This window comes from Pedobacter sp. HMWF019 (genome assembly GCF_003061025.1).
In the GTDB taxonomy this organism is placed as follows: Bacteria; Bacteroidota; Bacteroidia; order Sphingobacteriales; family Sphingobacteriaceae; genus Pedobacter.
This window is the reverse complement of sequence record NZ_QAIL01000416.1, coordinates 1-12,759: the sequence shown is the minus strand read 5'-3', so window position 1 is coordinate 12,759 and position 12,759 is coordinate 1. Positions and strand designations below refer to the sequence as shown.

13 protein-coding genes are annotated in these 12,759 nt (G+C 43.8%); 9 read left to right on the top strand and 4 right to left on the bottom strand.

Features of this window, described 5'->3' with window-relative positions:
- The first annotated feature begins 54 nt into the window (after positions 1–54).
- Positions 55–1,101 carry an NAD(P)-dependent alcohol dehydrogenase gene (locus DBR11_RS22340; RefSeq protein ID WP_108554827.1) on the top strand — a complete coding sequence of 349 codons (1,047 nt, stop codon included), beginning with the start codon at positions 55–57 and terminating at the stop codon, positions 1,099–1,101.
- Positions 1,102–1,141: 40 nt separating this feature from the next.
- On the opposite strand, the gene DBR11_RS22335 is transcribed toward DBR11_RS22340, so the two are convergent.
- Positions 1,142–1,780: a phosphatase PAP2 family protein gene (locus DBR11_RS22335; protein ID WP_108554826.1), complete on the bottom strand. Its 639-nt coding sequence runs from the start codon at positions 1,778–1,780 to the stop codon at positions 1,142–1,144.
- A gap of 145 nt (positions 1,781–1,925) precedes the next feature.
- On the opposite strand from DBR11_RS22335, the gene DBR11_RS22330 reads away from it, so the two are divergent.
- The 8 genes from DBR11_RS22330 to DBR11_RS22300 all read left to right on the top strand — a co-directional run bounded on the left by DBR11_RS22330 (position 1,926) and on the right by DBR11_RS22300 (position 10,194).
- Entirely contained in the window at positions 1,926–4,325 is a 2,400-nt protein-coding gene (locus DBR11_RS22330; protein WP_108554825.1) for a heavy metal translocating P-type ATPase metal-binding domain-containing protein, read from the top strand.
- Positions 4,322–4,504, top strand: coding sequence for a cbb3-type cytochrome oxidase assembly protein CcoS (gene ccoS, locus DBR11_RS22325; RefSeq protein WP_108554824.1), 183 nt, complete (start codon positions 4,322–4,324; stop codon positions 4,502–4,504). Before DBR11_RS22330 ends, ccoS begins: the two co-directional genes overlap by 4 nt.
- Positions 4,505–4,579: 75 nt before the next feature.
- Positions 4,580–6,691, top strand: coding sequence for a cytochrome-c oxidase, cbb3-type subunit I (ccoN, locus tag DBR11_RS22320; protein ID WP_108554823.1), 2,112 nt, complete (start codon positions 4,580–4,582; stop codon positions 6,689–6,691).
- Positions 6,692–6,702: 11 nt separating this feature from the next.
- Positions 6,703–6,870, top strand: a complete 168-nt coding sequence (locus tag DBR11_RS29945) for a hypothetical protein (RefSeq protein ID WP_199233923.1) — start codon at positions 6,703–6,705, stop codon at positions 6,868–6,870.
- 1 nt (position 6,871) lies between these two features.
- Positions 6,872–7,675 carry a cbb3-type cytochrome c oxidase N-terminal domain-containing protein gene (locus DBR11_RS22315; protein WP_108554822.1) on the top strand — a complete coding sequence of 268 codons (804 nt, stop codon included), beginning with the start codon at positions 6,872–6,874 and terminating at the stop codon, positions 7,673–7,675.
- Between the two features lie 2 nt (positions 7,676–7,677).
- Entirely contained in the window at positions 7,678–9,075 is a 1,398-nt protein-coding gene (ccoG, locus tag DBR11_RS22310; protein ID WP_108554821.1) for a cytochrome c oxidase accessory protein CcoG, read from the top strand.
- A gap of 4 nt (positions 9,076–9,079) precedes the next feature.
- Entirely contained in the window at positions 9,080–9,508 is a 429-nt protein-coding gene (locus DBR11_RS22305; RefSeq protein ID WP_108554828.1) for a FixH family protein, read from the top strand.
- Positions 9,508–10,194: a sulfite exporter TauE/SafE family protein gene (locus DBR11_RS22300; RefSeq protein ID WP_108554820.1), complete on the top strand. Its 687-nt coding sequence runs from the start codon at positions 9,508–9,510 to the stop codon at positions 10,192–10,194. The genes DBR11_RS22305 and DBR11_RS22300 overlap by 1 nt, the downstream gene beginning before the upstream one ends.
- 5 nt (positions 10,195–10,199) lie before the next feature.
- Here the strand turns inward: DBR11_RS22300 and hemN are convergent, their stop codons facing one another.
- The 3 genes from hemN to DBR11_RS22285 form a co-directional block, all read right to left on the bottom strand.
- On the bottom strand, positions 10,200–11,561 hold the full coding sequence (gene hemN / locus DBR11_RS22295; protein ID WP_199233922.1) for an oxygen-independent coproporphyrinogen III oxidase: 1,362 nt from the start codon (positions 11,559–11,561) through the stop codon (positions 10,200–10,202).
- Positions 11,551–12,024 carry a lactate dehydrogenase gene (locus tag DBR11_RS22290; RefSeq protein ID WP_108554818.1) on the bottom strand — a complete coding sequence of 158 codons (474 nt, stop codon included), beginning with the start codon at positions 12,022–12,024 and terminating at the stop codon, positions 11,551–11,553. Before DBR11_RS22290 ends, hemN begins: the two co-directional genes overlap by 11 nt.
- Positions 12,025–12,105: 81 nt before the next feature.
- Positions 12,106–12,759, bottom strand: a 654-nt coding sequence (locus DBR11_RS22285; protein WP_146186629.1) for a Crp/Fnr family transcriptional regulator, incomplete at its 5' end; no start/stop codon positions are given.

Below are 12,759 nucleotides of genomic sequence, written 5' to 3'. Positions count from 1 at the left end.
CAACTAAGGGCTTGCTTTGTTTTATACCTGTTATAACAAAATAATTCAAAAGCTATGAATGCAGTAAAATCTTATGCAGCAAAAAGTGCTGATAAAACTCTGGAACCTTATCAGTTAGACCGCAGGGAACCGGGCGATCATGATATAGAGATCAAGATCTTATATTGCGGGGTATGCCATTCGGATATTCATACGGCCAGGAACGAATGGGGCGGTACCATGTATCCCGTTGTGCCCGGGCACGAAATTGTTGGTAAGGTTACCCGGACTGGCAGCAAAGTAAGCAAATTCAAAGTAGATGATACAGTGGGTGTTGGATGTTTTGTAGATTCCTGCGGTCATTGCAGAAATTGCGCTGAAGACAATGAACAATACTGTGAAAACGGACATTCCCAAACCTATAATTCCTTTTTACAAGATAAAAAAACGATTACCTACGGAGGCTATTCCAGCCATATCGTTGTTACAGAGAAATTTGTATTGAGTGTATCAGATAAACTCCCGCTGGAAAAAGTAGCCCCACTGCTGTGTGCAGGAATTACAACTTATTCGCCATTGAAACACTGGAATGTAAAAAAAGGCGATAAACTTGCAGTAGTAGGCTTAGGTGGGCTTGGCCATATGGCCGTTAAAATAGCAGCTTCAATGGGCGCCGAGGTGACGGTACTGAGCAGATCTAAAAGTAAAGAAAAGGATGCCCAGGAACTCGGTGCACATCATTTCGAATTGACTACGGATAAAGAAAATATGAAAAGACTGGCCAGCAGTTTCGATTTTATTATTGACACCGTTTCGGCAGAACATGATTACAATGAATACCTTGCCTTACTTCGTACCAATGGGGTCATGGTGCTCCTGGGTGTTCCGCCAAGTCCTTCAGACGTTGCTGCTTTTCACCTGATTGGTGGTAGACGCAGCTTGGTCGGTTCATTAGTTGGAGGCATAAAAGAAACCCAGGAAATGCTGGATTATTGTGCCGAACACAACATCACTTCTGATGTAGAGATGATCAATATTGACCAGATCAATGAAGCCTATGAACGAACACTTGCCGGCGATGTCCACTACCGTTTCGTTATAGATATGGCCTCTTTAAATTAATTTGTATAAAAGGATAATAAATCGCCGCAGCCCCGGCGGTTTATTTTTTCCTGGATGGCTCCAGATAAAAATAACTGTTCGCATAGAGGAGTAAACTGCCTAATAAGGCGCCGCCAACAACATCGGTAAGCCAATGAGCCCCCAAATAGATCCTTGAAAAAGGTACCAGCAGCACCAACAATGCTGAAAATCCGCCAACACTTAGTCTGATGAATTTAGGCAATGTTTTTACATGAAACATCAGCACCACTAAGAACCCAAAGAACACTACGTAAAAATTAACATGCCCACTTGGAAAGCTCAGTTGCCTTGTTTTCTCTAAAACGTGAACAAAAGGTTCGGCCGGCCTGGGTCTGCCAGCTACAAATTTAATGAGGGTGCTGGCCAGTCCTGCCAAAAGCGTTGTCAATGTAAACAAAGCCTCCCGCTTATATTTAAAAATAAAGAACAATAAGGCGGCAGCCAATACGGTAAACAGGGAGTAGGGCATCTCGCCAAACCAGCTTACAAAATGCATTGGCCCATCCAGTGTACTGCTGTGAAATCCCTGGATAAATTCAGAACATTCAATATCCACTGAAGACAAGGGAGCAAGGGCAATAAATACCGTAAGTATGATAAAGCTCAGCGCTATAAAAATCATCAGGTAATTGAAATTCTGTTTATCGATCAGGCTCATGCATTTTTTCAAAGGTGGTGGCAAATTTACATCTTATATCTGAACAAAATAATACTTAAAAAAGTGACGGAGATCACTTTTTAGACAAAGCCGTGTCATTTTACGAGCCAGTGCCTTCATGCATTTTTGTAACAAATACATGGCTATGTCAAAGATCAGAACTTTAACAGTAGAAACCCGCTGCTATCATTGTGGTGAAGACCTCCCCTTTTCTCCTTATATTTTGGCCGATAAACAGTTTTGCTGCTTGGGTTGCAAAGGCGTCTATCAAATTCTTTCCAGTCACAACCTGGAAAGCTACTATGCGTACAATGATGTACCGGGACAAACACAAAAAACGCAGTTGCCCCGCTTAGAATATCTTGAGGAGCCTACCGTCGCTGCAGATCTTGTTGACTATCAGGACAGCGAAACCACGGTGATTACTTTTTATATTCCGGCTATCCATTGCAGTTCCTGTATCTGGCTGCTGGAAAACCTCTATAAGATCAATCCTGCAATTGTACAGTCGAGGATTGACTTTTTGAAGAAACAAGTCGTAATTACGTTTAAAAATAAAATTCTGACTTTAAGAGAGCTGGCGGAAACCTTATCCCGTATTGGTTATGAACCACTGATCAGCTTGCAGGATGTGGTCAAAAAGCAGCAACATGATGTTTCAGACGGTCAGCTGATCAGAAAAATTGCGGTCGCCGGTTTTTGCTTTGGAAATACCATGCTACTGAGTTTTCCTGAATACTTTGGTCTGTCTGGCCTTGAACAGCAATTTAAAGATTTCTTCGGATGGTTAAATCTGGCCTTCTGCTTTCCGGTAGTGTTTTACTGTGGCCGCGACTACTTCTCCTCAGCCTGGATCAATGTAAAGAATGGGATACTCAACCTCGATTTTCCACTGGCACTTGGTATTGCCGTCATGTTTCTCCGTTCTGCCGCCGAAATCTTCAGCCGCAGCGGTGCAGGTTTTGCCGATACCCTTTGTGGTCTGGTCTTCTTTTTATTGGTGGGCAGATGGATGCAGAAACACACTTATCACCATCTTTCATTTGAAAGAGATTACCGTTCTTACTTTCCTGTTGCAGTAACAATACTGAAAGACAATAAGGAAAGTCCTCTTCCCCTCAATAAATTAAAACAGGGAGACCGGATTCTGATCCGAAGCAATGAAATTATCCCGGCCGATGCCATCTTACTTAATGGAACTGCAAAACTGGATTTTAGTTTTGTAACCGGCGAATCCATACCCGTAGACAAAATACTTGGCGAAGTTGTATATGCCGGAGGAAGACAACTCGAGGGTGCCATTGAGCTGGAGGTGATCAAACCGGTGTCTCAAAGCTACCTGACCCGTTTGTGGAATAACGAAACCTTCAACGCAGATAAAGACAGGATCAAAACCTTTAGTGGTATGGCCAGCAAATATTTCAGTGTGGCTTTACTTTCTATTGCCATTGGTTCCGGACTGTTCTGGCTTTTTAAAGAGGATCCGTCAAGGGCGCTGGCTTCTTTTACTGCAGTTCTGATCATCGCCTGTCCCTGTGCACTGGCCCTCAGCTCTCCTTTTACACTGGCTGCCGTATTGAGCATATTTGACAAGAATAAATTCTATTTAAAGAATACAGCTGTTATAGAAGAACTGGCTCGTATTGATACTTTTGTTTTTGACAAAACAGGTACCATAACCAATCCTGAAGCTGCAAATTTCACTTTTAGTGGGAAGATAACGTCTTTGCAAAAACAGTGCCTGAGTGATCTTGCCCGCAATTCCGGCCATCCTTTAAGCCGCGAACTGGTTAAATGGATAGCTCTTCCAAAAAAATATACCGCATTAGATTACAAAGAAAAAGTAGGCAGGGGGATCAGTGGTCGGGTGAACGGGCAATTCATCCGGTTAGGCAGTACTGCTTTCCTTGGTATTGAACCTATCCCCCAGCTTCAGGGAAGCACCGTACACGTGATGATAGAAGATCAGTACCTGGGTTACTTTTTATTGAGCCAGCAGTGGCGAAATGGCTTTAAAGAGCTGGTACTCAGTCTGGGCCGGCACGCTAATCTTCATCTGCTCTCAGGAGACCAGGAACATGACCGCAAGAGCCTTATTCCTTTTTTCCCCAGCATTCAGCACATGCATTTCAGGCAATCGCCACAAAACAAACTGGATTATATCAAAACGCTGCAGAACAAGGGGCATAAAGTGCTGATGTTTGGAGATGGACTAAATGATGCGGGTGCTTTAAAACAAAGTGACCTGGGTGTAGCCGTAACAGACAACATTAACAATTTTACTCCAGGCTGCGATGCTATATTGGATGGAAGTAACTTTAACCGGATCCCGAACTTTATCCGTCAGGCAAAAGACGCCGTTAGCGTAATCCATATGAGCTTCGGAATCTCTCTGGCCTATAATGCGCTGGGTTTATTTTTTGCGGTACAAGGTACACTCTCACCCTTGATTGCTGCTATACTGATGCCTGCAAGTACTGTAACGATTATTTCTTTCACCAGTATAGCTGCAAGGTTATACGCCCGTAAAAATCACTTGTTATGAACATGATCTATATGCTGATCGGCATCAGTATCCTGCTGGCGCTGATTTTTCTCCTTGCTTTTTTCTGGGCCAGTAAGACCGGACAAAATGATGATACTTATACACCGTCGATACGCATGCTGTTCGAAGAAGAAGCTACAGAAAAAGCAGATCAAAAAAGTGATGAAGATCACCTTTAGCTGAAGTCTGTATCATTCTCCAGGACCGCTCGCAGCGCTAATTTTACCCCCAATAAACAACCATCATCATTTATTATGACTGAGAAATTTTACTACGACAACAAGATCGTCAGAAACTTTGCAATTGCCACCATTGTATGGGGAATCATTGGCATGACGGTTGGTTTGCTCATTGCCATGCAGCTTTTTAAGCCTGCCCTGAACATGGGTAACCAGTACACCACTTTTGGCCGGATCAGGCCCCTGCACACCAACGCTGTAATTTTTGCCTTTGTTGGAAATGCCATTTTTATGGGGGTCTATTATTCGCTTCAGCGTTTGCTGAAAGCGAGAATGTTCAGCGATATTTTAAGCAAGATCCATTTTTGGGGCTGGCAACTCATCATCGTCTCTGCGGTCATTACACTCCCTTTGGGATTAACTACTTCCCATGAATATGCCGAACTGGAATGGCCTATAGATATCGCCATTACCATCATCTGGGTGGTCTTTGGAATCAATATGTTCGGAACCATCATCAAGCGCAGGGAAAAGCATATGTACGTGGCCATTTGGTTCTACATCGCCACTTTCGTTACCATTGCGGTACTGCACATTGTCAATTCATTTGAACTTCCGGTTTCCGCTTTTAAAAGTTATTATTTATATGCCGGTGTACAGGATGCCCTGGTACAATGGTGGTATGGTCATAATGCTGTTGCATTCTTTCTGACCACACCTTACCTGGGGATGATGTATTATTTCCTACCGAAAATGGCTCAGCGCCCGGTGTACTCCTATAAGTTGAGTATTCTGCACTTCTGGTCGCTGATCTTTATTTACATCTGGGCAGGTCCACACCATTTGCTCTATACCTCCCTTCCGGGATGGGCCCAGTCATTGGGGGTTGCTTTTTCGGTGATGCTGATTGCCCCAAGCTGGGGCGGTATGATCAACGGACTGCTCACTCTAAGAGGGGCCTGGGATAAAGTACGTGAAGATCCAACCTTAAAATTCATGGTGGTCGGGATCACTGCTTATGGTATGGCCACCTTTGAAGGCCCCATGCTAGCCCTTAAGCAAATCAATGCCATAGCACACTATACCGACTGGATTGTTGCGCACGTACACGTAGGTGCACTTGGCTGGAACGGCTTCCTGACTTTTGGAATTCTATACTGGCTGATCCCGAGAATTTATAAAACAGAATTGTATTCTAAAAAGCTGGCTTCTTTCCACTTTTGGATAGGTACACTGGGCATTATATTCTATGCGGTGCCTCTTTATTTTGCCGGGTTTACCCAAGGCCTGATGTGGAAAGAGTTTACAGAAGAGGGTGTGCTGAAATACCCCAACTTCCTGGAAACTGTGATTCAGATCATTCCAATGTATATGTTAAGGGCCCTGGGCGGTGCCATGTACCTTTGCGGGGTCATTGTAATGACTTACAACATCATCAAAACCGCAAGAGCAGGAAAATTGCTGGCCAACGAACCTGCCGAAGCACAAGCACTTGCTAAAGAATATGTACCGCAAGGTTCAGATAAAAAACTGCACCGTTTCCTGGAACGCAAACCTATGATTTTCATGGTGCTGTCTTTAGTTGTAATCCTGATTGGAGGTATGATCGAGATGATGCCTACTTTCACCATCAAATCCAATATTCCAACCATTGCAAGTGTAAAACCTTACAGTCCGTTAGAATTGCAGGGAAGGGATGTTTACATCCGTGAAGGTTGTGTGAACTGCCACTCTCAGATGATCCGCCCGTTCCGTTCAGAAACTGAAAGATATGGAGAATACAGCAAAGCGGGCGAATTTGTTTATGACCACCCTTTCCTTTGGGGCTCTAAAAGAACCGGACCAGATCTGCAGCGTGTAGGTGGAAAGTACTCCGACTCCTGGCACTACAACCACTTACTCGATCCACAAACCATGTCGCCTGGAAGTATTATGCCACCTTACGAATGGCTGATCACGCAGCAACTCGATACCACCACCACCATTGCCAAGATCAATGCCATGCGTACCCTGGGCGTACCTTATGAGCAGGGATATGAACACCAGGCCAATAAAGATCTGGACAAACAGGCCAAAGAAATTGCTGCAGATCTGAACAAGAACAATGTAAAAGTAAAAAGTGATAAAGAGATCATCGCCATTATTGCCTACCTGCAACGTTTGGGTATGGACATTAAAGCAAAATAAACGATACAGCTATGTTTAAACAATTTTTAGAACAGGTAGACGACAAGCAGGTGTACCTGATCAGTTCACTCGGAATATTTGTACTCTTTTTCGTTATCGTAGGCATTGTGCTCTATATGATGAAAAAGGATGAAGTGAAATACATGAGTGAACTCCCGTTAAACGAAGAAGATTTATAATATGAGTTATTCAGACATATTGGTGATCGCCATGGGCCTCACCGCCATCATGGTACTGGGTGTTTCCATCCTGATGCTTAAAGTGATCAAATTTTACGTCAAAGAATCTGTTGACCCTACCCCTTTTCTCAGTCCGGAGGAAAAAGCACAAAGGACTCTGGCCGAAGAACAAGCCCTGGCCCTGAAAAAGGCACAGCCTTCCCTGCTGAGCAAACTAATGGGTTTAAGGCCCATATCTGAGGAAAAAGATCTGGTTATGGAGCATGAATTTGACGGGATTGCAGAACTCAATAATCCTACACCTGCCTGGTTTATGGTCCTCTTCTATGGAACCATCATCTTCGCAGTGATCTATTTGTTCAATTATGAAGTACTGGGCTGGGGCCAAAACCAGGAGCAGGAATACAACACGGAGCTGGAACAGGCTGTGCTGGCCAAGGAAGCTTTTCTGGCCAAACCTGGAAATGCCAAAAATGCCGTCAATGAGAACAACATTGAACAAAGTAAAGATCCAGCGGTGATCAATGAAGGGGCATCCTTGTTCAAAAACCGATGTACGCCCTGCCATGGGGAACATGCCCAGGGTATTGTGGGGCCCAACCTGACCGATGAATACTGGTTGCATGGAGGAACGGTCAAAGACATCTTTAAGACCATTAAATATGGTGTGCCGGAAAAAGGGATGATCGCCTGGGAGAAATCGCTGAGCGCACAACAAATTGCAGATCTGACCAATTATATTTTATCCCTTCAGGGAAGTCATCCTGCCGGTGCAAAAGCACCACAGGGCGAAAAACAAAAATAACCATGTCACAGAGCCCAGACCAGTTCAGAAACCAGATCTCTACCGTAACAGACGATGGAAAAAAACGCAAATGGATTTATCCCCGTATTGTAAAGGGAAGCCTGTATAAATACCGTTCAGCTGTCAGTTCCTTTTTCCTGGCCTTACTTTTTGCAGCGCCTTTTATTAAAGTTAACGGAGAACAACTGGTGTTGCTAAACGTATTGGAAAGGAAGTTTGTATTCTTCGGGATCATCTTCTGGCCGCAGGATTTCTACTTGTTTGTGCTGGGCCTGCTGACTTTTATGGTATTCATTGTGCTCTTTACCGTCGTGTTTGGCCGGGTATTCTGTGGCTGGGCCTGCCCGCAAACTATTTTCATGGAAATGGTTTTCCGCCGGATAGAGAACTGGATTGAAGGCGACCATACCAAACAAAAAAAGTTGGACGATGGTCCGCTGACCACTGAAAAAGTGGTCAAAAAAACCATTAAACATATGACTTTCCTGGTCGTCTCCTTTTTTATCGCTAATATTTTCCTGGCCTATCTGATTGGTTCTGACACGTTGATCAAAATCATTACCGAACCTGTACAACAACACTTAAGTGGCTTTATTTCTATCTGTATTTTCACTTTTGTATTTTACCTGGTCTTTTCCCGGATGCGGGAACTGGTTTGTACAGTAGCCTGCCCTTATGGACGCTTACAGGGTGTACTGCTCGACAATCAAAGTATTATTGTGGCCTATGACTATGAAAGAGGTGAACCAAGAGGAAAGCGTATTAAAGGAGAAGAAAACCTCCGGGGCGATTGCATAGACTGCAAGCTTTGCGTGCACGTTTGCCCCACCGGGATAGACATCCGGAATGGTACCCAACTGGAATGTATCAATTGTACTGCTTGTATAGATGCCTGCGATATGGTGATGGAAAAAATTGACCGGCCACTGCGGCTGATCGGTTTTAAATCTGAAGAAGAGATCAAACTGAAACAACCGTTTAAACTCAGCAAAAGGATTTACGGCTATAGTGCCGTCCTGTTGATTTTAATCAGTTTACTCAGTTACCTGCTCCTGAGCAGAAGTGATGTAAAAGCGACCATTTTGAGAGCCAGCGGAACGCTGTATCAGATCCGCGACCAGGACCATACGGTGAGTAACTTATATAATGCTGAACTGGTCAACAAAACCAGTAAGGATCTTAAATTTGAAATTATACCGGAAAACCCGGCAGCAAAGATACAATTCATCCAAAAGGAGGATCAGCTCAAATACGGAGGCAGTACAAAACTGACCTTCTTTATCATCCTGCCTCAAAAGAGCATTAAGCAATATAAAACAGAAATTGGCTTTAAACTTCTTTCAGGGGGGAAAGTTATAGACCGTTTTCAAACCACTTTTATCGCACCACCTAATGATTAAATCTATGAACTGGAACTGGGGAACAAAATTAGTGATCGGCATGGCCATCTTTATGACTTTCATCATTGTACTGGGTATAAAAATGATCCGGAGCAAAAGTGATGCACTGGTGGATAATGATTATTATGAGAAAGGCATTCATTACAATGAGGATTACCTAAAGAAAGAGAACGTAAAAAAGGAACATGCCGAGCCTGTTGTAGAATTAACAACCGATACCCTTGTCCTTAGCTTTAAACAAGCCGCTGCAGGTGAAGTACAACTGATCCGTACAGCAGACAAGAAACTGGACCAGAGGCTGGAGCTGAAAACAGATTCCAGAAACCAGTTTCATATCCCTGTGGGCCAAAAGGCCGGTGGCTTATGGAAACTTAAAATGGAATGGAAAAACGATGGAAAATCTTATCTGTATGAAAAGGAGGTGATGTTGTAATGAGCGATAACCACCTGGCTTTTATGATTGGATTACTGGGCAGCGTACATTGCGTGGGCATGTGCGGCCCGCTTGCCTTTGCTGTTCCGTCTTTGAAGTCCGGCCGTATGTACCTTGTACTCGACAAATTACTTTACCAAACTGGCCGGATCATCTCCTATTGTATATTAGGTGTCTTCATTGGAGGGATTGGCCGTCAAATTTGGCTCTCAGGTATGCAGCAAGGCATCAGTGTCTTCAGTGGATTGCTCATTCTTGTTGCCGCCTGCACCAGGATCTTTAAATTTTCAACGCCCACCAACGGGCCATCTTTTCTTTTAAAACCTTTCCACGATCTATTCAGCTACGCTTTAAAACACAAAGCCAATCATTTGATCATTGGCATGATCAACGGGCTGCTACCTTGCGGATTTGTATATCTGGCCCTGGCTGGAGCAGTGAATACGCCAGGTATTCCATCTGCGGTAAGTTATATGTTCTGGTTTGGATTGGGTACTGCCCCTTTGATGTTAATGGTTACTATTGGTGTCGGATGGACCAGTGCAATGGTCAGGAACCGCATCAATAAGACCATGCCATATCTGATGATCTGCCTGGGTATCTGGTTTATTTTAAGAGGGATGAACCTGAACATCCCTTATTTAAGCCCATCTAAACCCGGTAGTTCAGTTGCAGACTGCCGCTAAGGCTGCTAAACTGCCATACTGAACAATTGAGTTGCGGGTTGATTTCGCCAAAGTCTGGCATCCAGCGTCATACATATGTTTCTCAGAAATCTTTTGCCCAGTATGGTAACCCGAAGAGATTGGTCTGTAATTTCAACCAGACCATCTGCTTCCAGTTCCTGCATACGCTGCAGTCCTTCCCATAAGGATACGTGCTGCAATTCTGCAGAAAACCAGGAAGTAGTTCCTTTACACATAATATTCAGAATATGCTGGCGGAGTACCAAATCTTCTGCACTCAGGATATGGCCCTTAAACACAGGAATCTCTCCGTTGTTCACCAATTCCAGATAATCTTCTACTTTTTTTACGTTTTGCGCAAAACCAGTCCAGGTATCACTAATAGCGGAGACTCCAAGGCCTATCATCAAACGACTGTACTGATCGGTATAGCCCATAAAATTACGATGAAGCCGCCCATCTTTTTCTGCGGTAAACAAACTGTCGGTTTGCAGGGTAAAATGATCCATACCAATCTCTGTGTAGCCCCCTGCCTTCAGCATTTCCCTTCCTGTTTCATAGAGTTTACCTTTAAGATCTGCAGAGGGCAAATCCTGTTCTGTATATCTCCTTTGTCCAGGCCTTACCCAGGGCACATGCGCATAGCTGTAAAAAGCAATACGGTCTGGCCGGAGCTTTAATACTGAATCCATAGTATCCACAAGACCTTCCAGGCTTTGAAAAGGCAAACCATAGATTAAGTCATAATTGACAGACCTGTAACCTGCACTTCTGGCCTCTTCAGTTGCCCGCTCCACGTCCTGATAGCTTTGTATACGGTTGATCATGAGTTGTACCTTTGGATCAAAATCCTGGATCCCCAGACTCAGGCGTTTAAAGCCGAGCCGATATAAAGTATCCAGATGGGCTTTGGTGGTGTTTCCGGGATGGGCCTCAAAACTAAATTCTGCTCGTTCATGTACTGAAGCATGCTTTAGAAGACCATTGATCAGTATTTCCAAATGTTCAGGGCTAAAAAAAGTTGGTGTACCGCCACCCAGGTGTAATTCCCGGATCACCGGCTTACCATCAAAGCATTTAAGGTACAAAGCCCATTCTTTCAAGACGGCTGCAATATAAGGTGCTTCCACTTTATGATTGCGCGTAATCCTGGTATTACATCCGCAATACGTGCACAGGCTTTCACAAAAAGGTAAATGAATATACAAACTGATGCCTTCGGCAGCATTACTTTCTCTAAATGAGGTCCGTACGGCCTCTCTCCATCGGTCGTTGCTAAAACTGTCTGCTTCCCAGTAAGGAACAGTAGGATAACTGGTATAACGGGGCACAGCCACATTGTACTTATCGGATAGCTTACTTTTCATGATCACCTTCATTTAAGGAGTCAAACAACTCATTATGCTGATCACAGGCCCTGGAGCAAACACAGGCAGAACCCAAACATTTTTTATGCTGCCACCTGTCCAGGTTCAGTATTGTTTCTGCAGCCAGCGCCATAGACAATGCCTCCTGAGATCCCTCTTTGAGAATTGAAGCCGGAACATTGGCAATCCGGATGTTCCGGCTTACCGCAGCTTGTTTGTCAATATGTTCAACAGAAGTGGAACGTGTGGCAATATACTTAATCCCAAGATCTGCGAGTCGGTTAATCACCTTCTCCGATAACTCATCATCTACAAATACGATAACAGCCTCTTTACCTTCTGCGTAAACAACTGTATCTTCACTTAGCGCATTCGAAATTAAAGTAATGTCGTGTTTTTTGCGATTAGCGATCGCAAGAGGTTCTTTTTCAGAAGATTTAATACTATAGGCTACTGCTCTCATGCTTGATATTTTATAACATCAAAATTAAGTGCAGAAGCCTTGGTTTAGAATGAGTTTAATCAACCATTAACATGATATTCATCAGTTTTTCATTTGACGGAGCCTTTTAAGGTCCAGGATCTGGATCTGACTACCTTTACGTTCTATGATCAGTTCATCTTTAAAATCGCTCAGGATACGGCTCACGGTTTCCGTAGCCATTCCGGCAAGTGCAGCCAGATTGTCTCTGGAAACCCTTAGCAAAAGCGGGTCATTAGACTGTTCCTGTTTGGACAGACGGATCAATACCTCCGATAACCTTTTGCGTACAGAGTGATAGGCCAGTTGCATCAACTGCTCTTCTTTATCCAATAAATTATTAGATAATATCTTAATGAACTGGCGTCCAATATCCGGGTACTGATTCAGCAGTTCCTCCATCATGTCTCTAGGCAACAAGCAAATGGTGGTATCTTCCATCGCCTCTGCATTCTCTGCATAAGGCTCATTCATCAATAAAGAAGGAATTCCAAAATACTGGTCTTCTCCGTAAATACCCGTCATCAGCTGCCGGCCGTCTTCAGTCAATTTAATGGTTTTCACCTTTCCCGTGATTACCAGGTAAATTCCCTGAACAGAATCCCCCTCATAATAAATGACCTGTTTCTTTTTTATGTGCCTTACCTTACGCTGGGCAATCAGCTTATTCAACTCCCCCAATCCAGATTTATCACTGATCAGACCACTGATCTGATC

Excerpts from the sequence above, each read along its gene's own strand:
- DBR11_RS22340 (WP_108554827.1), top strand. The coding sequence starts at position 55 with ATGAATGCAGTAAAATCTTATGCAGCAAAAAGTGCTGATAAAACTCTG.
- DBR11_RS22335 (WP_108554826.1), bottom strand. The coding sequence starts at position 1,780 with ATGAGCCTGATCGATAAACAGAATTTCAATTACCTGATGATTTTTATA.
- DBR11_RS22330 (WP_108554825.1), top strand. The coding sequence starts at position 1,926 with ATGTCAAAGATCAGAACTTTAACAGTAGAAACCCGCTGCTATCATTGT.
- ccoS (WP_108554824.1), top strand. The coding sequence starts at position 4,322 with ATGAACATGATCTATATGCTGATCGGCATCAGTATCCTGCTGGCGCTG.
- ccoN (WP_108554823.1), top strand. The coding sequence starts at position 4,580 with ATGACTGAGAAATTTTACTACGACAACAAGATCGTCAGAAACTTTGCA.
- DBR11_RS29945 (WP_199233923.1), top strand. The coding sequence starts at position 6,703 with ATGTTTAAACAATTTTTAGAACAGGTAGACGACAAGCAGGTGTACCTG.
- DBR11_RS22315 (WP_108554822.1), top strand. The coding sequence starts at position 6,872 with ATGAGTTATTCAGACATATTGGTGATCGCCATGGGCCTCACCGCCATC.
- ccoG (WP_108554821.1), top strand. The coding sequence starts at position 7,678 with ATGTCACAGAGCCCAGACCAGTTCAGAAACCAGATCTCTACCGTAACA.
- DBR11_RS22305 (WP_108554828.1), top strand. The coding sequence starts at position 9,080 with ATGAACTGGAACTGGGGAACAAAATTAGTGATCGGCATGGCCATCTTT.
- DBR11_RS22300 (WP_108554820.1), top strand. The coding sequence starts at position 9,508 with ATGAGCGATAACCACCTGGCTTTTATGATTGGATTACTGGGCAGCGTA.
- hemN (WP_199233922.1), bottom strand. The coding sequence starts at position 11,561 with ATGAAAAGTAAGCTATCCGATAAGTACAATGTGGCTGTGCCCCGTTAT.
- DBR11_RS22290 (WP_108554818.1), bottom strand. The coding sequence starts at position 12,024 with ATGAGAGCAGTAGCCTATAGTATTAAATCTTCTGAAAAAGAACCTCTT.